Origin of the sequence: Pseudomonas sp. D4-21, from assembly GCF_051132125.1 — a bacterium.
Lineage (GTDB): Bacteria > Pseudomonadota > Gammaproteobacteria > Pseudomonadales > Pseudomonadaceae > Aquipseudomonas.
In genome coordinates this window covers 2,234,377-2,260,378 of sequence record NZ_CP071664.1, presented here as the reverse complement: position 1 = coordinate 2,260,378, position 26,002 = coordinate 2,234,377, and the positions used below count along the sequence as shown (strand labels likewise).

The following is a 26,002-nucleotide window of genomic DNA, read 5'->3' as shown; positions in this document are numbered from 1 at the left end:
AGTAGAAGCCGCAGCATCGACATGACATCCAGGGATTCCCGTGATGAATGCAGTACCTGCCAGCAGCGACACACAGCAGTTGATCGCCCGTCTGGACTGGACTTCCAGCCCGCTGGGCGCCCAAGAAACCTGGCCCCCGAGCCTGCGCACCGCCGTGGACATCGTGGTCCATTCGCCCATGCCGATGGCCGTGCTGTGGGGACCGCAGTTGATCCATCTGTACAACGACGCCTATGCGCGATTGGTCGGCGACAAGCACCCCAGGGCGTTTGGCCAGCCAACCCACACGGCCTGGCCCGAACTTCGCAGCGAAACCGAAGGGGTTTATCGCAGCGTGTTGCAGGGCCGGGTGCGCACCTGCCGCGATCAACGTTGGCGCATGCCATTTGGCGGCCGCCTCTGCGATGTCTGGCTGGACCTGACCTACAGCCCGATCCATGACGAAAACGCCAGCGTCGCCGGAATTCTGATCACTGCCATCGAGACGGGCGAGCGGCGACGCCTGGCTCAGGAATTCGAACGGCGCTCCGAGGCCAGCCTCAAGGCCCAGCAGGAAAGCGAAGAACGCTTGCAACTGGCCTTGGCGGCCACCGATGCGTTGGGCACCTGGGACTGGGACATCGGCGAGGATCGCTTCATCGCCGACGCGCATTTTGCCCTCCTCCATGGCGTCGACCCGGCCCTGTCACGGCAATTGCCCATCAGCGCCTATCTCGAGGGCGTCCACCCGGAAGATCGGGCGATGGTTGCGCGCAGCATCAAGCACTGCATCACCCATGGCACCGAGTACGCCGAGGAGTATCGGCTGCAGCAGCCCCACGGCGAGCTGCGCTGGGTGTTCGTGCGTGGACGTTGCTACAAGGATCGCCATGGCCGGCCCAAGCGCTTTCTCGGCGCGGCGCTGGACCTGACCGAACGCAAGCGCACCGAACATGCCTTGCGCCAGAGCCAGACCGAGCTGCAACTGATCATCAACGCCATGCCGGTGCTGATCGGCTACGTCGACCGCGAGGAGCGTTTCCGGCTGAACAACAGTGCCTACCTGAATTGGTACGGGCTGACGCCGCAAGAGCTCTACGGCAAGACCATCCGTGAGGTCATCGGCGACGAGGCCTACGCCGCCCGAGCCGAACAGATCGCCGGCGCCCTGGTGGGCAAGCCGTGCAGTTTCACCGTAGAGTCGCCCCACCGCGACGGCCGGCCGCGCCATGCGTTGATCAACTACCTGCCACGCCGTGGCGCCGACGGATCGGTGAACGGTTTTTACATTTTTGTCATCGACGAAACCGAGCGCAAGAAAACCGAGGAAGCCCTGCGCCACCTCAACGAAACGCTGGAAGAAAGGGTGATCGCCCGCACCCAGCAGCTAGCCGAGGCCAACCACCGCCTGCAAAGCGAGATGTTCGAACGCGAACGCGCCGAAGAAGCCCTGCGCCATGCGCAGAAGATGGAAGCCGTGGGCCAACTCACCGGCGGCATCGCCCATGACTTCAACAACATGCTCACTGGCATCCTCGGCAGCCTCGACTTGATGCAGCGCTACATCGCCTCCGGTCGTGCCGCCGAGATCGGCCGTTTTACCGAAGCTGCGATTTCATCGGCCAACCGCGCCGCCGCCCTGACCCACCGCCTGCTGGCTTTTTCCCGACGCCAGTCACTGGACCGCAAGCCTCTGGATGCCAATACGCTGGTTCGCTCGCTTGAAGACCTGCTGAGCCGCACCACCGGCGATCACATTGTGCTGCGACTGCAACTGGCCGGCGAGTTGTGGCCGGTCAGCACCGATGCCAGCCAATTGGAAAACGCCTTGCTCAACCTGGTCATCAACGCCCGGGACGCGATGCCCGATGGCGGCGAGTTGAACATCGAGACCGCCAACGTCTACCTCGACGGCAGCGACATCAGCACGCTGGAGCCGGTGAAGGCCGGCGATTACGTGATGATCGCCGTGCGCGACAACGGCAGCGGCATGACCCCCGCCGTGTTGGCAAAGGCCTTCGATCCGTTTTTCACTACCAAGCCCATCGGCCAGGGCACCGGCCTGGGGCTGTCGATGATTTATGGTTTCGCCCAGCAATCTGGCGGTCACCTGAGCCTGGACAGTGTCCCGGGCCAAGGTACGCGCGTGCAGTTGTACCTGCCGCGCCTGCACGTCGCGCCGGCGGAACAGGCAACGGCACCGACTACCACCGACGCTCCGCCCGCCATCGCCGGCGAAACGGTGTTGCTGGTGGAGGACGAACCGGCGGTGCGCATGCTGGTGCTCGACCTGCTCGCCACCCTGGGCTACACCGCCCTCGAAGCCGAGGACGCCAAGCGGGCGCTGGTATTGCTCGAATCCGAGCAACGCATCGATCTGCTGGTGACCGACGTCGGTCTGCCGGGCATGAACGGCCGCCAGCTGGCGGAAATCGCCCGTCAGCACCGGCCCGGCTTGAAGGTGCTGTTCATGACCGGCTATGCGCAGAAAGCCGCCGAACGCCAAGGTTTCCTGGATCAGGGCATGGACATGGTCGCCAAGCCGTTTACCCTGGACCTGTTGGCCAACAAGATTCGGACGATGATCAACCATGACCACTGACTTGAGGCATAATCGCCGCCCTTTCGCCCCCTTCAGGTCTGTGCCGCAATGAAAGCCCAAGCCCGCCATATCCTGGTGAAAACCGCCGAAGAAGCCGAACAGCTCAAACAACGCATCGCCAAGGGCGAAGCGTTCGACGTGTTGGCAAAGAAATACTCCACCTGCCCCTCCGGCAAGCGCGGCGGCGACCTGGGTGAAGTGCGGCCCGGGCAAATGGTCGGCGCCATCGACGCGGTGATCTTCAAGAAACCACTGCGGGTGGTGCATGGGCCGATCAAGAGCAAGTTTGGCTATCACCTGGTGCAGGTGTTTTATAGGGATTGAAGCGTTGCTGGCCCCTGTGGGAGCGAGCCTGCTCGCGAAGGCGGCGGTCCAGTCAACATTTGTGCAAGCTGACCCAACGCTTTCGCGAGCAGGCTCGCTCCCACAGGTTCTGTGTCATCCCGCTACTTTGGTATCAATGCCCCCGGCACCTGGATCACCCGGCTCGCCAACAAATGCCCGGCCTCGGCCGCCTCCGCCGGGCTGCCCCCCAGCAAGCGACTCGCCAGGTAGGCGGCGCTGAACGAGTCCCCCGCCGCTGTCGTATCCACCACGCGCTCTACCCGTTGGGCCGGCACGTCATAAGACCGGCCATCACAACGAATCAGGCACGCCTCGGCGCCGCGCTTGAGTACCACTTCCGGTGTCCCCAGTTGCTCATAGGCGATGAACACTGCGTCACTGTCGGCATGGCCGAACAGTGCTTGTTCGTCATCCACGGTCAGCAACGCCAGCTCCACATAGGGCAATACGCTGCGATAGGCCGCCCGGGCCGCCTCGACCGAGGCCCAGAGCCGTGGCCGGTAATTGTTGTCGAACACCACCTGCGCGCCCCGGCGCCGTGCCTCGATCAGGGCCTCGATGAGTTTGCGCCGGCCCTGCTCGCCAATCACCGCCAGGGTGATGCCGCTGAAATACAGCACGTCGTATCCGGGCAGCGCTTCCAGGATCGGCACGGCGGCCGGCGTGGTGAAGCAATCCCGCACGGCAGCCTCGTTGCGCCAGTACAGGAAACGCCGCTCGCCCGCCGCATCGGTCTGGATGCAATACAGGCCCGGCAGACGACCGGGCAAACGCTGGACCCTTTCCAACCCGATGTTTTCCGAAGCCCAGCTCTGGCACATGGCATCGCTGAAAGAGTCGTCGCCCAGGGCGGTGACGTAATCCACCGAGCCTTTGTCGCCCAACGCACGGGACAGATACACCGCAGTGTTCAGCGTGTCGCCGCCGAAGCTTTGCTGCAGGCTGCCATCGGCGCGGTGCTGCAGTTCGATCATGCATTCGCCGATCAGGGCGATGCGGGGTCTAGAGTTGCTCATGGATGGTCCTGATGGTTCGGTGGTGTATTGCGGACCGCTATCGCGAGCAAGCTCGCTCCCACAGGGATCGTGGGTGAATACTGGTTTTGTATCCACAACAAATCCAATGTGGGAGCGAGCCTGCTCGCGATAGCCGCGACTCGCTCTCAAGCCTTAGAAACAAGTCTCCATAAGCTCAACCACCCGCAACCCCTCATCCACCAGGCACCCCACCCGCCACTTGTCGAATGTCAGGCACGGGTGGGAGGTCCCGAACGCAATGATGTCCCCGACCCGCAGCTCGACCCCCGGCGCCACGGTCATGAACGCATGCTGGTCCATCACCGCCGTCACCTTGCAGGCGCTGACATCGTCGCCTGCCACCGAATCAGAATCCGCCTTGTAGCGCTTGAGCGGCACCGGCAGCCCGGCGTCGTAGGCCACGTCGCGCTTGCCCAGGGCGATCACCGCGAAGCCCGGCTCCGGCATCGACTGCACGTGGGCCCAGACTTCCAGGGCCGGACGCAAGCCTTCGTGCAAATCGCTGCGCCGCTCCAGTACGCAGCACTGGGCCTCCTTATAGATGCCATGGTCGTGGGCCACGTAACTGCCGGGGCGCAGCACGCTGAGGAAACGGCCCTGGGCGTTGCGGGCTTCGAAAGATTCAGCGATCAAGTCGTACCAGGCCGACCCCGAGGCGGTGATGATGGGTTTGTCGATGGCAAACGCGCCGCTGTCCTGCAACTGCATGGCCAGCCCCACCAGGGAAGCGGCGAATGCGCGGATGCCGCTGACGGCATGATCACCGTGGATGACCCCTTCATAGCCTTCGATGCCGGTCAATGCCAGTGCCGGTTGCGCTCCGATGGCCTCGGCCAGGGCCAGCACCTCGGCTTCGGTACGGCAACCGCAACGACCGCCGACGACGCCGTATTCGATCATCACGTTCAGCCGCACGCCGCGAGAAGCGAAATAAGCGCCGAGCTGGGCGACGTTGTCCGGATGATCGACCATGCAATGGAATTCGAACGCCGGGTCGGCCAGCAGATCGGCGATCAATGCCATGTTGGGCTTGCCGACCAATTGATTGGCCATCAGCACGCGCCGTACGCCATGGGCGTAGGCGGCACGGGTCTGCACCGCCGTGGCCAAAGTCAGGCCCCAGGCGCCGGCTTCGATCTGGCGACGAAACAACGCCGGGGTCATGCTGGTCTTGCCGTGGGGCGCCAGCTGCGCACCGCTGTCACTGACAAATTTCTGCATCCATCGGATGTTGTGCTCCAGGGCCTCGCGATGCAGCACCAGCGCCGGCAGGCTCACGTCCCGCAGCAAATGAGCGCCGATGGGCGCGGCGCCCTTCTCGACGCCCGCGTTAGTAATGGCAGAAGACATGTTCGAACTCCTCACACAGCCAAGGCTGTCTATTCGTTGATGCGACGGGCCAGGTGGTTGGCGCTTTCGATCAGCACCCGGCGGTAATCGGCGTAATTGTTCTTGGCGTCAGCCCTCGGGGCGACGATGCACAGGGTCGCGATGGCCACGCCGTTGGGGTCTTTGACCGGTGCGGCGAAGCAGTGGGTGAAGGTGTCGGCAACGCTATCGAAGGAGAAAAATCCATCGATGCCGGCCTGGCGGATCTCTCCTAGAAACCGCTCCAGCGGCAGGCGTTCGCCGTCCGGCAGGATGAAGTCATCGGGGTCGATCAGGTCGATGATCTGCTGGTCGCTCAGATGCGCCAGCAACAGGCGACCGGAGGCCGTCCAGGGGATCGGAGCGTTTTCACCGATGTCCGAAGAGATGCGAAAGTGCCGCTCGCCCTCCTTCATCAGCGCGACCGTGTATTTGCGCCCGTTGAGCAGACACATCTGCGCGGTTTCCCGGGTCTGCCGGACGATGTCCTGCAAGGCCTGGTCGGCTTCGCGGCTCAGGTCGAAATGCCGCAAATGCGCCTGGCCGAGAAAGTACAACTGGCGCCCCAGGTAGACATGGCCATCCTTGCCCACCGGCTCGAGGATGCGACGCTCCAGCAGCGACGCCACCAGCTCATAGACCGTGGACTTGGGGCTGCCGATGCCCCTGGCGATGTCGTTCGGGCGCAACGGCTGGCCGATCTCCTTGAGGAAATCGAGGATATCGAACGCCCGATCCAATCCCCGGGCCCGGCGTTTGATGGTGTCTTCGGTCATGTCTTTGGTTCCTGAAATTTCACCCATAATCGCATGTATCTTTATTGTGGCGAGGGAGCTTGCTCCCGCTCGGCTGCGCAGCGGTCGTAAAGAATGGGCCTGCTGCGCAGGCCAGCGGGAGCAAGCTCCCTCGCCACAGGAGCGAATTCGCCAGAAGATCGTGGTCAGGCCTTTTTCTTGTAGGCCACACAGTCGATCTCGACCTTGCAATCGACCATCATGCTCGCCTGCACACACGCCCGCGCCGGGGCGTGTTCCGGGCTGAAATACTCACCGAACACCTTGTTGAAGCTCCAGAAATCCCGCGGGTCTTCCAGCCAGACACCGCAGCGAACCACATCTTCCAGGCCATAACCGGCCTCTTGGAGAATGGCGATCAGGTTCTTCATGGTCTGGTGGGTCTGCTCGACGATACCGCCAACGATGATTTCGCCGTTCACTGCCGGCACCTGGCCGGACACGTGCAGCCAGCCATCGGCCTCCACGGCGCGGGCGAAGGGCCGTGGCTGGCCGCCGCCTGCGGTGCTGCCGGTGCCGTAACGGGTAATGCTCATGGATTTATCTCCTTGTTGAATGGAAGTTAAAAACGGGTGTTCTTGAGGAATTCCGCCAGGCGCGGCGATTGCGGTCGCTCGAACAATTGCTTCGGCGGCCCCTGCTCTTCGATGCGGCCCTGGTTCATGAAGACGATCTTGTCCGAAACTTCGAAGGCAAAGCGCATCTCGTGGGTCACCAGCAGCATGGTCATGCCGTCTTCGGCAAGGCCCTTGATCACGTTCAATACTTCGCCGACCAGTTCCGGATCCAGGGCCGAGGTCACTTCGTCGAACAGCATCAGGCTCGGGTTCATCGCAATCGCCCGGGCAATCGCCACGCGCTGCTGCTGACCGCCGGACAACTGACCGGGGAAGTGATCGCGCCGTTCCAGCAGGCCGACCCGCTCCAGCCATTTTTCGGCCAGGGCCACGGCTTCGTCCTTGGGCAGTTTTTTCACCTTGAGCAGGCCCAGGGTGACGTTCTGCAACGCGGTCAGATGCGGGAACAGGTTGAATTGCTGGAAGGCCATGCCGGTCATGGCCCGGTGCCGGGCGATGACTTTCTCGGGGTGGCGCACACGCTTGCCGTCCACCTCGTCATAGCCGATTGACTCGCCGTCGAGCATGATCCGGCCGCCCTGGAATTCTTCCAGCATGTTGACGCAACGCAGCAGCGTGGTCTTGCCCGAACCACTGGAGCCGATCAGCGTGACCACGTTGCCGCGCTGCATGCTCAGGTCAACGCCCTTGAGCACTTCCAGCGGGCCGTATTGTTTGCGCAGGCCACGAATGTCCAGCAGCGGTTGGGCGTTGGAGAGGGAAATATCAGTCATGGCAAGGCCACCCGCTTTTCAATGTGCCGCCCGAGCAACTCGATGGCGTAATTGATGATGAAAAAGAGAAAACCGGCGAACAGGTAGAACTCCAGGGTCATGAACGTCCGGGCGATGATCTGCTGGGTGCTGAGCAGCAATTCGGCCACACCGATCACCGACAGCAGGGTCGAGGCCTTGACGATCTCGGTGGAGGAATTGACCCAGGTCGGCAGGATCTGCCGCAACGCCTGGGGCAACAGCACGTAGCCCAGCGCCTGCTGGAATGTCAGGCCAATGGCCTGGCTCGCTTCCATCTGCCCACGGGGCAACGCCTGCAGGGCGCCGCGCACGATCTCGGCCACGTGAGAGCCGCAGAACAGCGTCAGGCCCAGCACACCGGCCTGGAACGCACCGATCTGCCAGCCCAGGGCCGGCGCCATGTAGAAGCAAGCCAGCACCAGCACGAACACCGGTGTACCGCGGATCAAGTCGACATAGAAACGAAACGGCGCGCGCATCCAGACCCGCCCGTATGTCAGCGCCAACCCGGCGAAGAGACCGATCAATGTGCCCAACACAATCGCCAGCGCCGAGCATTGCACGCTGGTCAGGAAGCCACTCCACAAAGTGTCCCGGGCGACCCACAACTCGTGCAACCAACTGGGGGATTCGTACATGGGAAACTCCTAACGGCGGATCGCCAGACGCTGCTCGAAATAACGCAGCAGCATGGCAATGAGGTAACAGGCCGCGACATACAGGGCCGTGGTCACCAGCCAGGTTTCGATCACCCGGTAGCTCTCCACGTTGATCTTGCGGGCGTAATAGGTCAGCTCCGGCACGGCAATCGCCGCCGCCAGGGAGGTGTCCTTGAACAGCGAAATGAAGTTGTTCGACAGGGCCGGCAACACGTTGCGCAGCATCACCGGCACGGTGACGTAGGCCTTGACCTGCCACTCGCCCAGGCCGATCGCCAACCCTGCTTCGCGCTGGCCCTTATGAATACTCAACAGCCCGCCGCGAAACACTTCGGTCAGGTAGGCCCCGGCGTACAGCGAGAGCGTGATAACGAACGACGGCAGCTTGTCCAGGCGAATGCCCAGGCTCGGCAAGGCGAAGTAGATCAACAGGATCAGCACCAGGATCGGCGTGTTGCGGATCACGGTGACGTACACCGAGGCCAACACCCGCAACAAGCGATGCTTGCTGAGCAGCGCGAACGCCATCGCCAGGCCGATCACGCAACCGATGGCGATCGACACCAGCGCGAGGGAAAGCCCCAGGCCAAGCCCCGCCAGCAAGGTGTCGAAATCGCGCCAGACGGCGGCAAAATTCAACTGATAATTCATGGTCGGCAGTACCTTCGACGGTGCGCCCGCGAGGGGCGCCCCGGGCTCACAGGGTCATTTGAATTCAACAGGGAAACCGATCGCCGGAGACGGCAACTCAACGCCGAACCACTGCTTGAACGACGCCGCATAGGTGGGGAATTCCACACCGGTCATGGCCTCGTGCAGGGTGGTGTTGACGAAGTTCAGCCAGTCCTGGTCGCCGCGCTTGACCGCGCAGGCGTAGGTTTGCGGGCTCCAGGCGTAGGCCGGGCTGCGGTAGCGACCGGGGTTCTGCACCATCAGGTACTTGACCGAGGATTGGTCGGTGGCGGCGGCATCGGCGCGGCCGGAGTTCACCGCCTGGTACATCAGGTCGACGCTGTCGTATTGGTCGACCTTGGCCTTGGGCAGCGCCTGGTGGACCAGTTCTTCGGCGTAGACGTTTTGCAGCACCGCCACGGTGACGTCGTCATCGGCGGCCTTGAGGTCCTCGATTTCCTTGTACTTGCTGTTGGCCGGCAACAGCAGGCCCACCCCTTCGCGGTAGTACGGCAGCGTAAACGCCACTTGCTGGGCGCGGCTGGCGGTGACGGTGATGAACTGGCAACTCATGTCGACCTTGTCGGTCAGCAGGTTGGGAATCCGCGCATCGGATGATTGCACCACGAACTCGACTTTTTCCGGGTCATTGAACAGCCCCTTGGCGACCATCCGCGCGATGTCGATATCAAACCCCTGCAACTTGCCATCCGCTCCTTGGAAGTGCCACGGCGCATTGGTGCTGCCCGTGCCCACAATCAATTTCCCGCGTTGCAGCACGCTGTCCAGCTTGCTGTCGGCCGCCTGGGCGACACCCATGGCGGCCGTCGTGGCCGCGAAGAGAAAAACACACGCTTTGAACAAGGAAGGTCGGCGTTGCATGGCAAGCACTCCAGGGTGAGTTTATTCCGCTATACCGGAATGTGGTATGTAACAACGGAATAGACAGCAGAAAGTGTGCCACAGCCTTTCGATGCGGTGGAGTGAAAATTGAACGTCAATGAAATCAGGAAGATAGAAATCCAGCGGATCGGGCGGCGCAACCATGACCCGCTCGCGGCTGCTACCGATGGCTACGGCCGCTGGGTAACAAGGCCCCATTACGAAGCCTATCGGGGGCGCAATACACCCATCGCACCGAAACGGGGCCGCCACCTGTCAACTCTGACAGTAGCGTCGCCGGAACGTGTTGCTTATGGTCCTGGGCACGTCTCGACACAGGGAAGCCGCCATGAGCTCGCTCATCACTCACGTCAGCACTCAAAAGGACTACCGCACGGCGCTCAAGACCTGGCGCCCGGTGGTCTTTTATTTCGGCCATCCGCACTGCTACGCCTGCGGCATGGCCGACCCGCTGTTCTGCAAGGTTGCCGAGACCTTCGAGAATCGGGCCGTGATCTACAAACTGAGCACCGATCAATCGCCTCGGCACCCGGAAGTCACCGGCACGCCCACCGTGCTGTTCTATAAAGACGGAAAACTACGGCGCAAGCTCAAGGGCATCGGTGACCCGGCCTCATTCGTCCAGACCTTTACCGAGCTCGTCGGCCGGACCAGACCCAGGCGCTTGCCGACGCCACGGCGGCACGATTTGCGCTGGTTGCGCCAGCAACTCAAAACACTGTGCACCGCCCGCCGGGCCCCGGCACTTTTGCGGCTGCGGGCGACGCCTCGGTAGCGTCGGGCCTGCGAAGCGCCTTCGCTACGTTTTTGCAAAGTCAGCCCGGCATATTCAGCAGATTGTTCTTTGCCGAGCCAAACAACGGCACAACCCGCCAGGGCCGCTTTGGTAGTTTATCGGCATGCAACCACGACCTGCTGCCGGCAGTGTCATCACCGCTCTATGGGAGCCTGATGGATGACCAAACCCTCATATATTCCGCAAAATACCGGGCAGTTCTACATCGATGGTCATTGGCAATCGCCGACTCGGGGGACGACGCTGGCAGTCGTCAATCCGGCCACCGAAGAGGTACTCGCCGAGGTTGCCCAAGGATCATCCGACGACGTTGACCGCGCCGTCGCGGCGGCAAAGGCGGCGATGCCCGGCTGGGCCGCGACCGCAGTGGCGGATCGCGCCCGAATCCTCGGGAAGATCCATGAACTGATGCTCGAACGCAAGGAAGCGCTGGCCCAGGTGCTGTGCCTGGAAATGGGCGCGGCAATCGGTTTCGCCCGATCCATGCAAGTGCCGCTGGCGGCCGAACACGTTCGTGTGGCGCGCGATGTGCTGTCCACTTATGCATTTCAGAAAATCGAGAACGGCACCGCCATCGTGCGCGAACCCATCGGCGTCTGCGGTTTGATCACGCCGTGGAACTGGCCGCTCTATCAGATCACCGCCAAGGTCGCCCCGGCGATCGCCGCCGGTTGCACCGTGGTGCTCAAGCCCAGCGAACTGTCGCCTTTGAGCGCCCTGCTGTTCGCCGAACTGGTGCATGACGCCGGCCTGCCGGCAGGCGTGTTCAACCTGGTCAACGGCGGCGGTGCCGAGGTCGGCGCGGCCATGGCGGCGCACCCCGACATCGACATGATTTCCATCACCGGCTCCAATCGCGCCGGCGCCCTGGTGGCCCAAGCCGCCGCCCCCACGGTCAAGCGGGTCACCCAAGAGCTGGGCGGCAAGTCGCCAAACGTGTTTCTGCCCGACGCCGACTTCGCCAAGGCCGTGCCGCCCGGCGTGATGTCGGCGTTGCGCAATGTCGGCCAGTCCTGCAGCGCGCCGACGCGGATGATCGTACCCAGGAACCGCCTGGCGGAAGTCGAGGCACTGGCGGCCGCCACGGCCAATGCCATCATCGTCGGTGACCCACGGTCGGAAGACACCGTGCTCGGCCCGATTGCCAACCAGGCCCAGTTCAAGCGCGTGCAGGCGATGATCGAAGCGGGCCTGGAGGAAGGGGCCAAGCTGATTTGCGGTGGGCCGGGACGCGTCGACGGTTTCACCAAAGGCTTCTACACCCGGCCAACCGTGTTCTCGCAAGTCGACAACGGCATGCGCATCGCCCAGGAAGAAATCTTCGGTCCGGTGCTGTGCATCATCCCGTACGACACGCTGGACGAAGCCGTCGCCATCGCCAACGACACCGTCTACGGGCTGGGCGCGCACGTTCAGGGCCGCGACCTTGACCAGGTACGCGCCGTGGCCAAGCGCATCCGTGCCGGGCAAGTGCTGCTGAACTATCCGACCTGGAACCCCATGGCCCCGTTCGGCGGTTACAAGCGCTCGGGCAACGGGCGCGAATACGGGGTCCATGGGTTCGAGGAGTATCTGGAGATCAAGGCGATTGTCGGGTTCGAGTAACCGCCTACTCCTCTGTCCGCCCGCTGCCCCCGCGATCATGCTGATACCGCCGCGCCAACGCAAATGCCGGCAGCCAGGACTCGCGGCGCACGGTCCAGCATTCGTAGGTGGGCGTCAGTTGGTCGGGATTATCGAGCGTGCCGAGGTGCACTTCGATCTCGTCGCCGCTGCGGGCGAACAGCGACGAGCCGCAATTGGGGCAGAAGAAGCGCCCGGCATAATCCCGGGGCTCGCCCGTGACGGTGACGGCGTCCTCGGGGAACACCGCCGCCGCAAAAAACAGTGCACCGTGATGCTTGCGGCAATCCAGGCAGTGGCAAAGGCCGACCCGGTATGGACGGCCAGACGCTTCAAGACGAACGTTGCCGCACAGGCAACCGCCGGTGAATCGTTCCATCGCTGTTATCCTCTGCGATCGAGAAAAATGTCATGACGCCTGCCGATCAAGGATAGGCGCATGCTGCGCCATCAGCTCCATCACCCAGTCAATGAACACCCGCAGCTTGGCACTGATGTGCCGGTTCGGCGGGTAGGCCACGTACATCGGCATCGACTCCAGGCGCCAATCTTCGAACAACGGGACCAACGTCCCCTGCGCCTGGTGAGTCCGCGACATATAGATGGGCAACCAGAGCACCCCCAGCCCCGCCAGGCCGGCGGCCAGGTAGGCGTTGCCATCGTCGATCGCCAGGGCGTAACGCCCCTTGATGCGCAGGTGCTCGTCCTGTCGGTGCATGGCATAGGGCAAGGCCTTGCCGGTGCGTGCCCACAGGAAACCGACGACGCGATGTTGGGAATCCTCCAGCTCACGCGGATGGACCGGGGTACCCAGACGCGCCAGGTAGCTTGGCGCGGCGAAGACCCCAAGGGCCAGGTCGCCGACGCGTCGGGCGATCAGCGATTGGTCCTTCAGTTCGCCGCCGCGAACCACGCAATCGACGTTTTCGTCGATTATGTCAACGATGCGGTCGCTGACGCCCATGTCGATCTGGATGTCGGGGTAACGCTCGTAGAACTCCGGCAGCGCCGGTATCAGGATCAGCGCCGCCAGCGGGCTCGGCACATCCACCCGCAGCCGCCCGCGCGGCAGGGCCTGGGCGCCGGACAAGCTGGTCTCGGCGTCGTCCAGGTCCGCCAACAGGCGAATCGCACGCTCATAGAAGGCCGCGCCGTCCGCCGTGACGTTGACCTTGCGTGTCGTGCGGTTGAGCAACTTGACTCGCAGCCGCGCTTCGAGCTGTTGCACCAGCTGGGTCACGGTGGTCTTGCTCATGTGCAGCGTCTCGGCGGCCTTGGTGAAACTGCCCGACTCCACCACACGCACGAACGCCTGCATCGCATCGAAACGGTTCATTTCCTGCCTCGGATTGTTTGGTTTCTACAAACAGTGATCGCCAAGGTTGCTCGTTTATCGCCCGGGCACAAGCCCTAGAGTGACTTCATCGTTGAGTTCCGGCCGCTTTCGGCCATTGATGGAGAGATTCCCATGACCACCCGAGACGTTGTTTTCCCGCCCGGACGCCAGGCGCTTTACGAGCGCAACCGCTATTCGCCGGCGATTCGCTCCAATGGTTTGCTGTTCGTATCCGGACAGGTCGGCAGCCGCGAGGACGGCTCGCCCGAGCCCGTGCTGGAAGACCAGGTGCGCCGCGCCTTCACCAATCTTGCGGCCATACTCGCCGCCGCCGATTGCAGCTTTGACGACGTGATCGACGTCACGGTCTTCATGGTTGATCCCGAATCGATATTCGAACGGGTCTGGAGCGTGGTGCCCGAATTCTGGGGCCACGCGCCGCACCCAACGCTGACAGCGGTGGGTGTGACATGGCTGTATGGTTTCCAGTTCGAGATCAAGGTGATTGCCAGGTTGCCCGGAACCGCAAGCTGACTACCCCTTCACCGCCGCCTCGATCGCCGCGATGTCGATCTTGGTCATGTTCATCATGGCTTCGAAGGCGCGCTTGGCGGCGGCTTTGTCGGCGCTGGTGATCGCCTCGACCAGAACCCGGGGGCTGATCTGCCACGACACACCCCACTTGTCCTTGCACCAGCCGCAAGCGCTCGCCTGGCCGCCGTTGTCGATGATCGCGTTCCAGAGGCGATCCGTCTCGGCCTGGTCATCGGTTGCGACCTGGAAGGAGAAGGCTTCGTTGTGCTTGAACATCGCGCCGCCATTCAAGCCGATGCAGGGAATGCCGATCACCGTGAAATCCACCGTGATGACATCGCCCTGCTCGCCCGCCGGATAATCGCCCGGCGCATGGTGGATCGCGTTCACCGCGCTGTCGGGAAACGTGCTTGCGTAGAACTCAGCTGCGTCCTGCGCGGTGCCGTCGTACCAGAGGCAAATCCTGTTCTTGTTGTTCATTGGGATTCTCCGAAAGGGACTGGACCATGAAGTCTAGCAGCCCCTTCCAGAGATGAATGCCCAGGGCTCAGGCAAACAGATCGACGCCCAGTTGGAACGCCACCCACAACGCCAGGCCGGTCGCGAACACCAGCGCGATGTTCTCGAACAGGTTGTTGCGGTATTCCTTGCCCAGCAGCGACTTCTGGTTGGACATGATCAGCAGGCCCAGGGAGATCACTGGCAGGCCGACGATGTTCAGCGCGTTGACACCGATGGTCAGGGTCACGAAGTCTGGCATGCCCGGCAGCGACCAGATCAGCGGCGTGACGAGGATGAACAGCATGAACCACTTGTGCATCGGGTCGCGGTGGAACTCCTTGCCATAGCGCTCGCGACGCTCAGGACGCACGTGCTGGAAGGCATCGGTGATCAGCATCGGGAATGCCGTGGTCTTGCCGGAAATGCTCGCGAACAGCGTGGCGAACACACCGACGAAGAACACATACCAACCGATCGAGCCGAAGAACATTTCCAGGGCCTTGCCCAGGTCGCCCAGGGTTTTCACCTCGATGCCATTAGGCCGCAGGATCTCGGCGCCGACGATCCAGATCGCCAGGTTGATGACGATCCCGACAAACACCGCAAACAACAGGTCGTTGCGCTGGATGCGCTTGTGCTCAGGGCCAACCCAGCCTTTCTGGCGCATGACATAAGGGTGGACGAAGTTGGCGATGGAACCCGCCACCGCGCCAATCACCGACACCGCCACCAGCAGCGCACCGTGCACGCCTTCATCGGGTGGAATGCTGAAGCCGATGGTGCCTTTGACGATCCCGGCGACATCCGGGCCGGACATGACCGCCAAGGCGAGGAACGCCAGGGTCATGATCGCCAGCAACACTTTCATCACGCCCTCGATCATCGAGTAGATATTGCGCCCGACGAGCATCCACACCGCCAACACCACCGCCACCGAACACAGCAGCGGGTAGTCGGTCTTGAGCAGCATCGCCAAGGCCTCGCCGGCGCCCTTGATCATGTAGGCGTTCATCAGGTGCCCCATGAGCAGCGCATACACCAGCATGAACCAGGCGAAAAACGGATTGAGCTGGGCGTAACCCTGCAGGATGGTCATGCCCTGGTTATTGCACAGCTGGAAGCGGGCAATGATGTTGACGATCAGGTATCGGAGCAGCAAGGACACCGCCAGCACCCACATCATTGCGTAGCCGTAGTTCGCGCCGGCCACGGAAGATGTGATGAGATCGCCAGCGCCCAGCCATGACAGTACCGCGATGATACCGGGGCCAAGTAGCTTCAAGAGGCGTACGAAGCGGCTCTGCGCGGGGGCCACGGCCTGGCCTTCTGCGGAGGGAATGCTCGACATGGATGGAATCTCCGTTATTTTTTTTGTGAGGAACGGAAACAGTCGACCATATTTCGTACGACATCGTACAACCATAATTAAGCTGGAAGTATGTAAAAATGTTTCAACTCCCCGACATGGTTACACGCCGGGGAGATCGCGCATCGTCACGGCCCGTTGCCCCGCTCGCCATTGTTGATCATCCAGCGAATCATGCTCGCCAACGGCACGCGATAGTGCTGGGCTGCACACAGGCCCGGTTGCTGCGGGTCGTACCATTCGACGTAGCGGCTGAGCAGTACGTGCTGGCCGTCCTCGGCAAGCCGCAGTTCGAGCTCGCGGCAATGCAGCGAGCCTTGGTCAATGGTCTTCACCCGCCGATGCAGGACCAGCGCCTGGCTATTCATCGGCGCCACCGCGTTCCGGGCATTGCGGCTCGTCCTGGACGGCGCCCAGTTTGCCATCCGCGACGAAATCAGCACGTCGTTGCGCGATGGCGTCGCGCAGCGCCACGTAATAGTCCGGTCGCGCCTGCAACTGGTCGGTGAGCGGCAGCGCCTGCGCGCGTCCATCGACGACGCCGCCCACGGTCTTGATCGTACCCAGGGTCTGGACGGTATCGCTGTTGTCGCCGAAAGGGTCCACGACGAAGCTCACCACCTTGCCGGTCGCGTCCCTCAGGTTGGCAGTGCCCAGCAGCGGCAATTCCACGATCGGTCCGGGGGCGATATTCCAGACGCCAAACGTCTGGCCGAAATCCGATTCATGACGCGCGATGCCCATCTTGCCCGACACGTCGATCAGCCCGACGATGCCCACGGTGGTGTTGATGACGAAGCGCCCAAGAGTCGTGACCGAACGCTGCCCATTGCCTTGCAGCAAATCGTTGATGAACACCTTGGGCTCACCGAAGTTGACGACGAAGTTGTGTATGCCAGCCTGGAACATGTCCGGCAGTTTGCGATACCCACGGGCGACGGGGGCCAGGGCGTAATCGTCCACGGTACGGTTGAAGGCGAAGATGCCGCGGTTCACCGGTTCGGCCGGATCGTGCACCGCATAGGGAACACTTTCGCAACTGCCCGGCTTGGCGGTTGGCGTACTGGTGCAGCCGCTGGCGAGTACCGCCAGCGCGACGATGACGGTGGATCGGACAAACAGCGGCGCGGGTTTGAGGATCGACATGCGGGGCTATCTCGGGGAGGAATGGAGGGGTGCCTATGCCGGTTAAAAGCCAAACACCAAACCCGTGGCGAGGGCGCTTGCTCGCGCTGGGGCGCGAAGCGGCCCTAAAAAAGCGGTGAGCGCTTCGCACTCAAGCGCGAGCAAGCTCGCTCGCCACAGGTTCAGAATCGACTCTGGAGAGACCGACATCGACCCCATCCTGCCGCCGTTTTCTTGCCCGCAGATTTCCGGAATATTGCCCGCCGGCAGCTTTGTTTCCGGATTGAAATAAATGACGCAGGCCCGGATTGACCCTAGTATTGCACCCCGTATTCATTGCCCGACGTGACCACCGTGAGCCACTTATTACTGGTGGACGATGACCTCGAAGTCCTCGCCCTGCTGCGCAAATTCCTTGAGCAACATGGCTATAGCGTCGAAGTCGCCGCCGACGGCAACGCCCTGTGGCAAGCGGTGGAGCGCCGGCAGCCAGACCTGATCATCCTCGACGTCATGTTGCCGGGCGACAATGGGCTGGTGCTGTGCCAGCGCCTGCGCAACGAGCACCGGGTCGGGATTATCATGCTCACCGCCATGGGTGAATTGAGCGACCGTGTCGTCGGCCTGGAAATGGGCGCCGATGACTACCTCACCAAGCCCTTCGATGCCCGAGAATTGCTGGCCCGGGTGCGCGCCGTCCTGCGGCGCACCGGCGAAGCCAGGGGCAGCCCGGGCGACCTCGCCCGGCCGACCCTGGAGTTCGAAGGTTGGCAACTGGACGTCACCCGTCGCGAATTGCGCTCGCCCGACAAGGTCATGATTCCGCTGTCTACCGGGGAATTCGAATTACTGCTGGTCTTCGCCGAACATCCACGCCGGGTGCTCACCCGCCAGCAACTGCTCGACCTGGCCCGTGGTGAGACCTTCGATGCGTTTGACCGAAGCATCGATGTCCAGGTCAGCCGTTTGCGGCGCAAATTGGAAAGCGACGTCACCGGTCCGTCGATGATCCGCACCGTTCGCAACAGTGGCTACCTGTTCAGTCCCCACGTGGTGAAGCGATGACCACCGGGCCCACGAAGGTCCATCGACCACGGGACACCGTGGCACGCTGGATCGCGCTGACCACAATGGTGGCGATGCTGACGTTGCTGGCGCTCAACGAACTGTTCAGCCTGTTGGCCGGCGCCTGGGCGCGCCCTCCCCTGATGGAAACCGGCCTGATGGAAAAGGCCGCAGCGATTACCCGCATCATTGATTCGGTCAAGCCCGCACAACGACCCGACATTGCCGTGGCGGCCAGTGACGAGGCGTTCAGCGTCCAGTGGCTGCGGCGCTATGAAGATGCGCGGCTACCGGTGATCGACGACCCGGAGTTCAGCGAAGGCTCGGCATTCCTGCATCGGCAGTTGGGCAGGCCCGACGCACGGATCGACGCCTACGAACCAGGAGACTGGCCAGCCGATGACCCCGCCAGGCGCTACGCCGTAATCATCGAACTGTCCGATCGCTCCTGGGTAACCGTCTCTGTGACCTCGCGCAGCTGGGGCCTGGGAGAATGGGCCCGCAACCTGATCATCATCGCGCTGATCATGCTGTCGACACTGATCGTTGCCCTGATCGCCACGCGACATCTCGCCACACCGCTGGAGCGCTTTGCCGAGGGCGCCCGACGCTTTGGCGTGGACTTCCGGGCACCGCCGATCCCGGTCGTAGGTCCCTTCGAAATCCGCCAGGCGATCCTGGCGTTCAACGCCATGCAGGCCCAGCTCAAGCACTTCGTCCAGGACCGCACGCAGATGCTCGCCGCCATCTCCCACGACTTGCGAGCCCCCCTGACCCGCATGCGCCTGCGCGGCGAATTCATAGAGGACCCCGAACAGCAATCGAGGTTGTTCCGGGACGTCGACGAGATGCAGGCGATGGTCAACGCCGCCTTGGAATTCTTCCGCGACGAAGCGCGCCTGGAACACGCCACGGCGTTCGACCTGGCGGAACTGCTGCACACCGTCGTCGACGATTTCCGGGACGCTGGCACCGAAGTGTCCTTCGAAGGCGCCCAGCGGTTCGTGTATGTCGGCCGGCCCATCGGGATCAAGCGGGCGCTGAGCAACCTGATCGACAACGCGGCGAAATACGGCAGCGAACCGGGCGTGCGGTTGAAGTCCTTCGCCGACTGCGTCGAGATCCGCATCGTCGATCGCGGGCCGGGCATCGCGCTCCAATATCAGGAGCAAGTGTTCGCGCCGTTCTTTCGCATCGAAGGCTCGCGTAACAAGAACACTGGTGGCGTCGGGCTGGGCCTGTCGGCGGCACGGGCGACGGTACTGGAGCATGGCGGAACGCTGATGCTCAGGAACCGCAGGGACGGTGGCCTCGAGGTCAGGGTCTCGCTGCCGCTCAATTGACCTCGGCACGGCATTGCGGCGAACAATGTCCTAAACAACACGTGCCTTACTCGGTAGGATGTCCGGCCTTTTGACCTGGCCCTGTCGCGCGGAACCGCCCCGATGATCCTGATCGTTTACGCCCATCCCTACCCCGACCAATCGCGGGTCAACCAACAGATGCTCAAGCGCGCGTCCGACAACCCAGACGTGGTCATACGGTCTCTCTACGAGCTTTACCCAGACTTCAACATCGACGTCGAGGCCGAACAGCGCGCTGCCGAGCAGGCTGACCTGATTGTCCTCCAGCACCCGATGTACTGGTACGGCATGCCGCCTCTCTTGAAATTGTGGATCGATAAAGTGTTCACCCATGGCTGGGCCTATGGCAAAGGCGCCACGGCCCTCAACGGTAAGCGCCTGTTGTGGGCCGTGAGCACGGGTGGCGAACGGGAGCATTTCCAGATCGGCGCGTACCCGGACTTTTCCGCGCTGGCCCAGCCGCTCCATGCCACGGCGCTCTATTGCCACATGCGCTGGCTCGAGCCGGTCGCCGTGCACGGCGCCTACGCCGCCGAGTCCGACACTCAACGGGCACAAATCGAACACTACGGCGCACGCCTGGCCGCTTGGAAGGAAGATTGAAATGCAGACGCACAGCCTGATCGAGATGCTCATCTACCTGGCCTCGGCGACGCTGATCGTGCCGATTGCCGTGCGCTTCGGCCTGGGCCCGGTGCTGGGTTACCTGCTGGCCGGTTGCGTGATCGGCCCGTGGGGCCTCAAGCTCATCACCGATGTAAAAGCTATTTTGGAGTTCGCCGAAATCGGCGTCGTCCTGATGCTGTTCATCATTGGTCTAGAGCTCGACCCCAAGCGGTTGTGGGCGCTGCGCAGGATGGTGTTCGGCGGCGGCGCCCTGCAGATGCTGGCCTGCGGCGGTGCAATCGCCGCGTTCTGCGCGGCCCTGGGGCTGAATTGGACGGCGGCGCTGCTGGTCGGCCTGACGTTGAGCCTGTCCTCAACCGCCATCGCCATGCAGGCGATGAGCGAACGCAACCTGACCGCCACCGCCGTCGGGCGCAGCAGCTTTGCGGTGCTGTTGTTCCAGGACATCGCGGCCATTCCCCTGGTCGCCATGATCCCGTTGTTGTCGGCCCACGGCCAAACCCCGTCAGGCATGGCCTTGGCGCTGTCGATCGTCAAAATTGTCGCCGCCATCAGCGTCGTCGTGCTGCTGGGGCGCTACGTGACGCGACCGCTGCTGCGCTTCGCCGCGCGCTCGGGCCTGCGGGAGATTTTCAGTGCGGTGGCGCTGTTCCTGGTGTTCGGTTTCGGCTTTCTTCTCGAAGAGGCCGGCCTGTCGATGGCCATGGGCGCGTTCCTCGCCGGCGTGCTGTTGGCGAGTTCCGAATACCGCCACGCCCTGGAAAGCGACATCGAGCCGTTCAAGGGCCTGCTGCTGGGGCTGTTCTTTATCGGCGTGGGCATGTCGATCGATTTCGGCACGCTGATCAACGCACCGCTGAAGGTCATCACCCTGACCCTGGGTTTCATCCTGATCAAACTGCTGGTGATCAAGACCGTCAGCCGCTTCCTGAACGTGCCCGCCGGCCAGCGCTCCTGGCAAGCGGTGCTGCTCGGCCAGGGCAGTGAATTCGCGTTCGTGGTGTTCGGCGCTGCAACGTTGGCCGGCATCCTCACCGACCAGTGGGGCAAAAGCCTGACGCTGGCGGTCGCCCTGTCCATGTGCCTGACGCCCTTGCTGATCCTGCTGCTGGACCGCGTGGAATCGGCCACCAAAAAGGACAACCAGCAATCCGATCTCGTCGACCAGCAGAATCCAAGGGTGATCATTGCCGGCTTCGGTCGTTTCGGGCAGATCGCCGGTCGCTTGCTGATGTCCTGCGGCGTTGAGGTGGTGGTTCTCGACCATGACCCCGACAACATCGAGACGCTGCGCAAGTTTGGCGTAAAAGTGTTCTACGGCGACGCCACGCGCCTCGATCTGCTCCACGCCGCCGGCGCGGCCCAGGCGATGGTGCTGATCAATGCGATAGACGATCAGCAGGACAACCTGACGCTGACCCGAATGGCCCAGGAACACTTCCCCGGATTGAAACTGATCGTGCGGGCGCGGGACATGGCGCACCTGATCACCCTGCGGCAGTTGGGCGTGGAAAGCGCCGAGCGGGAGACCTTTGAAAGCGCGCTGTCATTGGGTCGACGCGCGCTGGTGCAGATGGGTGTCGGCGCATACGAGGCGCGCGAACGCGCCGACCAGTTCCGTCGTCTCAACCTGCAGATGCTAGAAGAAATCGTCGCCCAGCCGGAAGACGACCTCAAGTTCCGGCACGACGCCTACCGCCGCGCCAATGCGCTGCTCACGGAAATGTTCAACGAGGACCGCGCGCACCCGGTCGACAGCTGGCCGGACCATCACCGAAACGAGAAGGAGCAGGCGCGCAGCTGACGCGCCCCAGCTTCACACCCGCCCGAACTGGCGCCGGTACTGCACCGGCGTCAGCCCTGTCAGCGCCTTGAACATCCGCTGCAGGTTGGAGCTGCTGCTGAAACCCAGCTCGGCGCCGATGCTGGCCAGGGGCAGCGACGTCAATGTCAGGCGTTCGCCCACCTGATTCAACTTGATGCACCGGGCATACGCGGCGACGGTCTGGCCGGTTGCGTCGCCAACCTTGCGCGCCAGCGTGCGCTCGGACATGGCAAGCCGACTCGCCAGCGCCTTGACCGTGATCTGCTCCGCCGGCATCTGCTCGATCAAGCCATGCAACCGGCGCAGCAATCCGTCGGGCTGCTGTATCAGCGCAATCCCCTGAAACGCCACGTGAGGGACGGCCGGGCGCGGCAACACCATCAGCCGGGTAATATCGCGCAGTGCATCGTGACTGACGTTACGTTCGATCAGGTGCTCGGCGATGGGCAGGTAACCGTTCACCCCCGACGCGGTGGCGGTTCGCTCGTTGAACACGCAGTTCTGTTCGCTCTGCCAGCGCACGTTGCCGTACTGCTCCTGCATCGACTGCGCCAACCACCAGGTGACTGTCGCGCCCTGCCCGTCCAATCGGCCACAGGCGGCCAGCAGACAGACCCCGGTGCAGTAGGCCCAGAGTTGCAAGCGCCGGGGGCGGTTTGACAGCGCTTTCAACAGCGGAGCCTGGCCGGCAAGCACACCCTTGACCTGTTCGGCCGATTCGGCCCAGAAACCAGGCACCATGAGCGCATCCAGGTCGGCCTCGCCCAACGACTTCTCAGCCTGAAGACCGATGCCATGGGCGCAGGTCACCGGGCCGGCTTGCAGCGCGACATAGGTCGCCTCGAACAGCACCCGACCACTGCGGCGGTTGGCCGCGTGCAGCAAATCAGCAAAGGCAAACAGGCCGGCAGGCATGCAACCGGGAAACAGCAACAAACCGACGCGGAGTTTTTTCGGCATGGCTCAAATTGAATCAAGGATGTCAGATCCAGCCATTATGCCCATCGCCCGGGATCGGCACCATGGAACGCTCGCCCAACAAGGAACGCTCCATGAAAATCCAACAGATCCGCAACGCCACGATCATCCTTGAGTTCGGCCCGTACCGCGTGCTCGTCGACCCCATGCTGGCCGGCAAAGGCGCCCTGCCGCCGCTTCGCCTGTTCGGCGCGACCCAGCGCAATCCGCTGGTGGAGCTGCCGGCGTCCACGGCAAGCGCTCTTGAAACCGTGACTCATTGTCTGATCACGCACTGCCAGAAAGGCCACTTCGATCATCTCGATCGGGCGGCGAAACACTGGCTGCGAGAACGCCAGATCCCGGTCATCTGCACGCCCCGCGACGCCGGGTACCTCGCCAGGCGAGGCTTGAACGTCCAACCGCTCGCCAACGATCACGAGCAACCCGGCGCGTTCCTGGGTGGCAGCATTCGGTCCGTCAAATGCACCCACGGACGGGGCCTGGTGGGCAAGCTGATGGAGCACGGCGTTGGCTACCTGATCGAGTTGCCCGGCGAGCCCAGCGTCTACCTCACCGGCGACACCGTGCTCACCCCCACTGTGTGCGATTTCGTATTGCGCCATCAGCCGCAGGTCAGCGTCGTACCGGCAGGCGGGGCACGTTTCGATATCGGCGACGACATCATCATGGGCATGGAAGAAACCCTGGAATTCACCCGTCTGTCTCGTGGGACCGTGGTGGCCAATCACCTGGAAGCCATCAGCCATTGCCCGACGACACGAGCGGCACTGCGCGCTGCCGCCGAGCGGGCGGGGGTTGCGGAACGGCTGCTCATCCCGGACGACGGTCAGGCACTGGTCTTTTCGTCCCCCCAATGACCCGTCACGGTCATCGGCACGGCCTCTCGGGGCAACATGGGCAGGCGTTGGAAATCGACGGCCTTCACGTCCAAACGCCATTGTAGGTGCCGGCACAAATATTCAAACGTTGCCTGCATCAACGACAAGGTCAACGGCTCGCCAGGACAACGGTGGTAGGTGTACTCGCCGCCGCCCTGGCTGATGACCGACGTTTTCATCGGGCATTGGCCGAAACGTTCGGGCGAAAAACTGTCCGGCGCCTTCCAATGCGCCGCATCGCGGTTGCTGCCGAAGAGGTCCAGCAGCACCCGGGTGCCTTTGTCGAAACGATAGCCGCGCCATTCGAAGCTCTCGCGCACGAACGCGGCCACCATCGGAAAGAATGCGTAGAAGCGCCGCGTTTCCTCGGCGAAGGCCCACGCCGCGCCTTCGTTGCGGGCGATGGAGGTGCGCCATCGCGGCTGTCGCTCCAGCTCGATCAGCCCGAACAACAGGAAGCGCCCCACCGCGACCACCGGGCGCAGAATGTTGAGCAATTCGACGGCCGCTACCCGTGGCGCCAACAATTGCCCTTGCTCATCACGATGCTGGGCAAGCTTGTGCAGAGGGGACTCCGGCAACGCAGGGTGGGCGCCTCGCCGGCAGCTTTCGATCCAGCGCGCGGCCTCGGCTTCGCAGGCCTTGCGCCGCCACCACGCGGCCGGCATGCGCCAATCCAGGCGACCGCTGCCGTCGATCAACGAGGCCAACCGCCGGGTCAGCCGGTGCATTTGTTGGTCGCTCATCGTCGCAACGCCGGCCCATTCGCAGACCGACCGACACAACAGGGCCTCGATCCAAGGCAGGCATTCGAACGCCTCGCCCACTGGAAGTCTTGCCGTGGCCTCGCTCAAGCGAGCTTCATAAACCTGAGTCAAACGCTGGACGTTTTCCTTGTCTAGCAGTTCGAGGAACAATTGCTTGCGTCGCGCATGAGGGGCTCCGTCGAGCCCCTGGACCCCACCGGCCCCCAGCAGAATATTGCGCAGCGGCGCAGGCGTGGACGTGGGCGTTCGGACAAAGCGCCGCGCGTCGTAGAACAGCTCCGCCGCCTCCAGCCCGCTGAGGCAAAGCGTGCGCCGACCCAGCAGCCGGGTCTGGAAAACCGGGCTGCCATAGGCGGCGCACCGCTTGCGAATGAACGGGTAGCCCTCGCGTAAAAAAGCCCATGTCGAATCAGCCCAGCGATGGCCGGGAATACCAGGGTCTGCCATGACGAAATCCTTGCCTGATGACGATAAATCTGGGACATCGTCCGGCCGGAGCCTGTTCGATTTTTCAGGCACCAGGCACACCGCCGCGCGGCGCCTGTCGCTACAGCATGGCGTCAAGCTCGGCCAGCATCTGCGCGGGAATTCGCAGCTCACTTGCCGAGAGGTTTTCCTGCAGGTGCGCCACGGATGACGTACCGGGAATCAGCAACATATTCGGCGCACGTTGCAGCAGCCAGGCCAACGCGACGCCCAGCGGTGAAGCGTCCAGGCGCGCGGCGACATCCGACAGGGTTTGCGATTGCAGCGGCGTAAACCCACCCAGTGGGAAGAACGGCACGTAGGCGATGCCTTGCTTGCCCAGCTCTACAATCAGTTGTTCGTCGACGCGATGGGTCAGGTTGTAGTGATTCTGCACGCAGACCACCTTCGCAATGCCCTGGGCCTGCTTGACCTGGGACGCGGTGACGTTGCTCAAGCCCAGATGGCGGATCAGGCCCTGATGCTGCAACTCGGCCAGCGTCGAGAACTGTTCCTCGATGTCGTCATCGGCTGGCGAATGCAAATTGCCCCAGGCGCGCAGGTTGACCACCTCCAACACATCCACGCCAAGGTTGCGCAGGTTGTCATGGACAGCGCGAGTCAGCTCGGCCGGGCTGTGGGCCGGGTTCCATGACGCATCCGTACCCCGGACGGCGCCAACCTTGGTCACGATGACCAGCTCGTCGGCGTAAGGATGGAGCGCTTCACGGATCAGCCGGTTGGTGACATGGGGCCCGTAGAAGTCAGCGGTGTCGATATGGTTGACGCCCGCCGCCACCGCTTCGCGCAGCACGGCGATGGCCGCCGCCGGATCCTTGGATGGCCCGAAAACCTGGGGGCCTGCCAGTTGCATCGCGCCGTAGCCCATGCGCTTGACCGTACGATCACCCAGTTGAAAAGTCCCTGCGGTGTCTGCCCTGCTCATCTCGTACCCCTTGATTAAATGTGCCTGGGCCGACTATAGGCGTTGACCACTCCGCTGATAATCAGGTGCAAT

The 26,002-nt window shown here is 63.0% G+C and carries 27 protein-coding genes; 10 read left to right on the top strand and 17 right to left on the bottom strand.

Annotated elements, in window-relative coordinates:
* Positions 1-43 precede the first annotated feature (43 nt).
* The gene (locus J3Q04_RS10295; RefSeq protein ID WP_434559493.1) at positions 44-2,581 is read left to right on the top strand and encodes a PAS domain S-box protein; all 2,538 of its coding nucleotides are present in this window, start codon (positions 44-46) and stop codon (positions 2,579-2,581) included.
* Positions 2,582-2,629: 48 nt separating this feature from the next.
* Positions 2,630-2,905 carry a peptidylprolyl isomerase gene (locus J3Q04_RS10290; protein WP_019690952.1) on the top strand — a complete coding sequence of 92 codons (276 nt, stop codon included), beginning with the start codon at positions 2,630-2,632 and terminating at the stop codon, positions 2,903-2,905.
* A gap of 122 nt (positions 2,906-3,027) precedes the next feature.
* On the opposite strand, the gene J3Q04_RS10285 is transcribed toward J3Q04_RS10290, so the two are convergent.
* The 8 genes from J3Q04_RS10285 to J3Q04_RS10250 form a co-directional block, all read right to left on the bottom strand.
* Positions 3,028-3,942, bottom strand: coding sequence for a sugar kinase (locus tag J3Q04_RS10285; RefSeq protein ID WP_434606447.1), 915 nt, complete (start codon positions 3,940-3,942; stop codon positions 3,028-3,030).
* A 153-nt stretch (positions 3,943-4,095) separates the two neighbouring features.
* A complete protein-coding gene (locus J3Q04_RS10280; RefSeq protein ID WP_434606450.1) occupies positions 4,096-5,313 on the bottom strand; it encodes an amino acid deaminase in 1,218 nt (405 codons plus the stop codon).
* A gap of 29 nt (positions 5,314-5,342) precedes the next feature.
* Entirely contained in the window at positions 5,343-6,107 is a 765-nt protein-coding gene (locus J3Q04_RS10275) for an IclR family transcriptional regulator (RefSeq protein ID WP_434606453.1), read from the bottom strand.
* 164 nt (positions 6,108-6,271) lie between these two features.
* A complete protein-coding gene (locus tag J3Q04_RS10270; protein ID WP_264427496.1) occupies positions 6,272-6,661 on the bottom strand; it encodes a RidA family protein in 390 nt (129 codons plus the stop codon).
* A 26-nt stretch (positions 6,662-6,687) separates the two neighbouring features.
* On the bottom strand, positions 6,688-7,476 hold the full coding sequence (locus J3Q04_RS10265) for an amino acid ABC transporter ATP-binding protein (protein ID WP_434559499.1): 789 nt from the start codon (positions 7,474-7,476) through the stop codon (positions 6,688-6,690).
* On the bottom strand, positions 7,473-8,135 hold the full coding sequence (locus J3Q04_RS10260) for an amino acid ABC transporter permease (protein ID WP_434559501.1): 663 nt from the start codon (positions 8,133-8,135) through the stop codon (positions 7,473-7,475). Before J3Q04_RS10260 ends, J3Q04_RS10265 begins: the two co-directional genes overlap by 4 nt.
* A 9-nt stretch (positions 8,136-8,144) precedes the next feature.
* Entirely contained in the window at positions 8,145-8,807 is a 663-nt protein-coding gene (locus J3Q04_RS10255) for an amino acid ABC transporter permease (RefSeq protein WP_030141394.1), read from the bottom strand.
* Positions 8,808-8,861: 54 nt separating this feature from the next.
* On the bottom strand, positions 8,862-9,710 hold the full coding sequence (locus J3Q04_RS10250) for a transporter substrate-binding domain-containing protein (RefSeq protein WP_420763542.1): 849 nt from the start codon (positions 9,708-9,710) through the stop codon (positions 8,862-8,864).
* A gap of 349 nt (positions 9,711-10,059) precedes the next feature.
* Here J3Q04_RS10250 and J3Q04_RS10245 point away from each other — a divergent pair, with 349 nt between their 5' ends.
* Both J3Q04_RS10245 and J3Q04_RS10240 read left to right on the top strand, forming a co-directional pair.
* On the top strand, positions 10,060-10,506 hold the full coding sequence (locus J3Q04_RS10245; RefSeq protein ID WP_420763541.1) for a thioredoxin family protein: 447 nt from the start codon (positions 10,060-10,062) through the stop codon (positions 10,504-10,506).
* Between the two features lie 180 nt (positions 10,507-10,686).
* Positions 10,687-12,132 carry an aldehyde dehydrogenase family protein gene (locus J3Q04_RS10240; protein WP_434606458.1) on the top strand — a complete coding sequence of 482 codons (1,446 nt, stop codon included), beginning with the start codon at positions 10,687-10,689 and terminating at the stop codon, positions 12,130-12,132.
* Between the two features lie 4 nt (positions 12,133-12,136).
* Here J3Q04_RS10240 and J3Q04_RS10235 read toward each other — a convergent pair whose 3' ends face one another.
* Entirely contained in the window at positions 12,137-12,529 is a 393-nt protein-coding gene (locus J3Q04_RS10235; protein ID WP_434606460.1) for a GFA family protein, read from the bottom strand.
* Positions 12,530-12,559: 30 nt separating this feature from the next.
* A complete protein-coding gene (locus tag J3Q04_RS10230) occupies positions 12,560-13,486 on the bottom strand; it encodes a LysR substrate-binding domain-containing protein (protein ID WP_434606463.1) in 927 nt (308 codons plus the stop codon).
* Positions 13,487-13,618: 132 nt separating this feature from the next.
* On the opposite strand from J3Q04_RS10230, the gene J3Q04_RS10225 reads away from it, so the two are divergent.
* The gene (locus J3Q04_RS10225; RefSeq protein ID WP_434606465.1) at positions 13,619-14,020 is read left to right on the top strand and encodes a RidA family protein; all 402 of its coding nucleotides are present in this window, start codon (positions 13,619-13,621) and stop codon (positions 14,018-14,020) included.
* On the opposite strand, the gene J3Q04_RS10220 is transcribed toward J3Q04_RS10225, so the two are convergent.
* From J3Q04_RS10220 to J3Q04_RS10205, 4 genes are all read right to left on the bottom strand, one after another.
* A complete protein-coding gene (locus tag J3Q04_RS10220) occupies positions 14,021-14,500 on the bottom strand; it encodes a VOC family protein (protein ID WP_420763535.1) in 480 nt (159 codons plus the stop codon).
* 67 nt (positions 14,501-14,567) lie between these two features.
* Positions 14,568-15,869: an Nramp family divalent metal transporter gene (locus tag J3Q04_RS10215; RefSeq protein WP_420763534.1), complete on the bottom strand. Its 1,302-nt coding sequence runs from the start codon at positions 15,867-15,869 to the stop codon at positions 14,568-14,570.
* A 146-nt stretch (positions 15,870-16,015) separates the two neighbouring features.
* The gene (locus tag J3Q04_RS10210) at positions 16,016-16,255 is read right to left on the bottom strand and encodes a hypothetical protein (protein WP_434606468.1); all 240 of its coding nucleotides are present in this window, start codon (positions 16,253-16,255) and stop codon (positions 16,016-16,018) included.
* The gene (locus J3Q04_RS10205; RefSeq protein ID WP_434606471.1) at positions 16,248-17,033 is read right to left on the bottom strand and encodes an MlaA family lipoprotein; all 786 of its coding nucleotides are present in this window, start codon (positions 17,031-17,033) and stop codon (positions 16,248-16,250) included. Before J3Q04_RS10205 ends, J3Q04_RS10210 begins: the two co-directional genes overlap by 8 nt.
* A 333-nt stretch (positions 17,034-17,366) precedes the next feature.
* On the opposite strand from J3Q04_RS10205, the gene J3Q04_RS10200 reads away from it, so the two are divergent.
* The 4 genes from J3Q04_RS10200 (at position 17,367) to kefC (ending at position 21,872) form a co-directional block, all read left to right on the top strand.
* Complete coding sequence (locus J3Q04_RS10200) at positions 17,367-18,077, top strand: response regulator (RefSeq protein WP_420763531.1); 711 nt, start codon at positions 17,367-17,369, stop codon at positions 18,075-18,077.
* Entirely contained in the window at positions 18,074-19,420 is a 1,347-nt protein-coding gene (locus J3Q04_RS10195) for a HAMP domain-containing sensor histidine kinase (protein ID WP_434606474.1), read from the top strand. The genes J3Q04_RS10200 and J3Q04_RS10195 overlap by 4 nt, the downstream gene beginning before the upstream one ends.
* 102 nt (positions 19,421-19,522) lie before the next feature.
* The gene (gene kefF, locus J3Q04_RS10190; RefSeq protein ID WP_434559517.1) at positions 19,523-20,044 is read left to right on the top strand and encodes a glutathione-regulated potassium-efflux system oxidoreductase KefF; all 522 of its coding nucleotides are present in this window, start codon (positions 19,523-19,525) and stop codon (positions 20,042-20,044) included.
* Between the two features lies 1 nt (position 20,045).
* Positions 20,046-21,872: a glutathione-regulated potassium-efflux system protein KefC gene (gene kefC, locus J3Q04_RS10185; RefSeq protein ID WP_434559519.1), complete on the top strand. Its 1,827-nt coding sequence runs from the start codon at positions 20,046-20,048 to the stop codon at positions 21,870-21,872.
* Between the two features lie 12 nt (positions 21,873-21,884).
* Here the strand turns inward: kefC and J3Q04_RS10180 are convergent, their stop codons facing one another.
* The gene (locus tag J3Q04_RS10180; protein WP_434606477.1) at positions 21,885-22,853 is read right to left on the bottom strand and encodes a GlxA family transcriptional regulator; all 969 of its coding nucleotides are present in this window, start codon (positions 22,851-22,853) and stop codon (positions 21,885-21,887) included.
* Positions 22,854-22,945: 92 nt separating this feature from the next.
* Between J3Q04_RS10180 and J3Q04_RS10175 the strand changes: the two genes are divergently transcribed.
* Complete coding sequence (locus J3Q04_RS10175; protein ID WP_434606480.1) at positions 22,946-23,731, top strand: MBL fold metallo-hydrolase; 786 nt, start codon at positions 22,946-22,948, stop codon at positions 23,729-23,731.
* Here the strand turns inward: J3Q04_RS10175 and J3Q04_RS10170 are convergent.
* Both J3Q04_RS10170 and J3Q04_RS10165 read right to left on the bottom strand, forming a co-directional pair.
* Positions 23,701-24,966, bottom strand: coding sequence for a cytochrome P450 (locus J3Q04_RS10170; RefSeq protein ID WP_434606481.1), 1,266 nt, complete (start codon positions 24,964-24,966; stop codon positions 23,701-23,703). The genes J3Q04_RS10175 and J3Q04_RS10170 overlap by 31 nt on opposite strands.
* 100 nt (positions 24,967-25,066) lie before the next feature.
* The gene (locus J3Q04_RS10165) at positions 25,067-25,930 is read right to left on the bottom strand and encodes an aldo/keto reductase family oxidoreductase (RefSeq protein WP_434606483.1); all 864 of its coding nucleotides are present in this window, start codon (positions 25,928-25,930) and stop codon (positions 25,067-25,069) included.
* Positions 25,931-26,002: the final 72 nt, after the last annotated feature.

What these genes read in the sequence shown, in the direction of transcription:
- J3Q04_RS10295 (WP_434559493.1), top strand. Translation starts at nt 44, where the DNA reads ATGAATGCAGTACCTGCCAGCAGCGACACACAGCAGTTGATCGCCCGT.
- J3Q04_RS10290 (WP_019690952.1), top strand. Translation starts at nt 2,630, where the DNA reads ATGAAAGCCCAAGCCCGCCATATCCTGGTGAAAACCGCCGAAGAAGCC.
- J3Q04_RS10285 (WP_434606447.1), bottom strand. Translation starts at nt 3,942, where the DNA reads ATGAGCAACTCTAGACCCCGCATCGCCCTGATCGGCGAATGCATGATC.
- J3Q04_RS10280 (WP_434606450.1), bottom strand. Translation starts at nt 5,313, where the DNA reads ATGTCTTCTGCCATTACTAACGCGGGCGTCGAGAAGGGCGCCGCGCCC.
- J3Q04_RS10275 (WP_434606453.1), bottom strand. Translation starts at nt 6,107, where the DNA reads ATGACCGAAGACACCATCAAACGCCGGGCCCGGGGATTGGATCGGGCG.
- J3Q04_RS10270 (WP_264427496.1), bottom strand. Translation starts at nt 6,661, where the DNA reads ATGAGCATTACCCGTTACGGCACCGGCAGCACCGCAGGCGGCGGCCAG.
- J3Q04_RS10265 (WP_434559499.1), bottom strand. Translation starts at nt 7,476, where the DNA reads ATGACTGATATTTCCCTCTCCAACGCCCAACCGCTGCTGGACATTCGT.
- J3Q04_RS10260 (WP_434559501.1), bottom strand. Translation starts at nt 8,135, where the DNA reads ATGTACGAATCCCCCAGTTGGTTGCACGAGTTGTGGGTCGCCCGGGAC.
- J3Q04_RS10255 (WP_030141394.1), bottom strand. Translation starts at nt 8,807, where the DNA reads ATGAATTATCAGTTGAATTTTGCCGCCGTCTGGCGCGATTTCGACACC.
- J3Q04_RS10250 (WP_420763542.1), bottom strand. Translation starts at nt 9,710, where the DNA reads ATGCAACGCCGACCTTCCTTGTTCAAAGCGTGTGTTTTTCTCTTCGCG.
- J3Q04_RS10245 (WP_420763541.1), top strand. Translation starts at nt 10,060, where the DNA reads ATGAGCTCGCTCATCACTCACGTCAGCACTCAAAAGGACTACCGCACG.
- J3Q04_RS10240 (WP_434606458.1), top strand. Translation starts at nt 10,687, where the DNA reads ATGACCAAACCCTCATATATTCCGCAAAATACCGGGCAGTTCTACATC.
- J3Q04_RS10235 (WP_434606460.1), bottom strand. Translation starts at nt 12,529, where the DNA reads ATGGAACGATTCACCGGCGGTTGCCTGTGCGGCAACGTTCGTCTTGAA.
- J3Q04_RS10230 (WP_434606463.1), bottom strand. Translation starts at nt 13,486, where the DNA reads ATGAACCGTTTCGATGCGATGCAGGCGTTCGTGCGTGTGGTGGAGTCG.
- J3Q04_RS10225 (WP_434606465.1), top strand. Translation starts at nt 13,619, where the DNA reads ATGACCACCCGAGACGTTGTTTTCCCGCCCGGACGCCAGGCGCTTTAC.
- J3Q04_RS10220 (WP_420763535.1), bottom strand. Translation starts at nt 14,500, where the DNA reads ATGAACAACAAGAACAGGATTTGCCTCTGGTACGACGGCACCGCGCAG.
- J3Q04_RS10215 (WP_420763534.1), bottom strand. Translation starts at nt 15,869, where the DNA reads ATGTCGAGCATTCCCTCCGCAGAAGGCCAGGCCGTGGCCCCCGCGCAG.
- J3Q04_RS10210 (WP_434606468.1), bottom strand. Translation starts at nt 16,255, where the DNA reads ATGAATAGCCAGGCGCTGGTCCTGCATCGGCGGGTGAAGACCATTGAC.
- J3Q04_RS10205 (WP_434606471.1), bottom strand. Translation starts at nt 17,033, where the DNA reads ATGTCGATCCTCAAACCCGCGCCGCTGTTTGTCCGATCCACCGTCATC.
- J3Q04_RS10195 (WP_434606474.1), top strand. Translation starts at nt 18,074, where the DNA reads ATGACCACCGGGCCCACGAAGGTCCATCGACCACGGGACACCGTGGCA.
- kefF (WP_434559517.1), top strand. Translation starts at nt 19,523, where the DNA reads ATGATCCTGATCGTTTACGCCCATCCCTACCCCGACCAATCGCGGGTC.
- kefC (WP_434559519.1), top strand. Translation starts at nt 20,046, where the DNA reads ATGCAGACGCACAGCCTGATCGAGATGCTCATCTACCTGGCCTCGGCG.
- J3Q04_RS10180 (WP_434606477.1), bottom strand. Translation starts at nt 22,853, where the DNA reads ATGCCGAAAAAACTCCGCGTCGGTTTGTTGCTGTTTCCCGGTTGCATG.
- J3Q04_RS10175 (WP_434606480.1), top strand. Translation starts at nt 22,946, where the DNA reads ATGAAAATCCAACAGATCCGCAACGCCACGATCATCCTTGAGTTCGGC.
- J3Q04_RS10170 (WP_434606481.1), bottom strand. Translation starts at nt 24,966, where the DNA reads ATGGCAGACCCTGGTATTCCCGGCCATCGCTGGGCTGATTCGACATGG.
- J3Q04_RS10165 (WP_434606483.1), bottom strand. Translation starts at nt 25,930, where the DNA reads ATGAGCAGGGCAGACACCGCAGGGACTTTTCAACTGGGTGATCGTACG.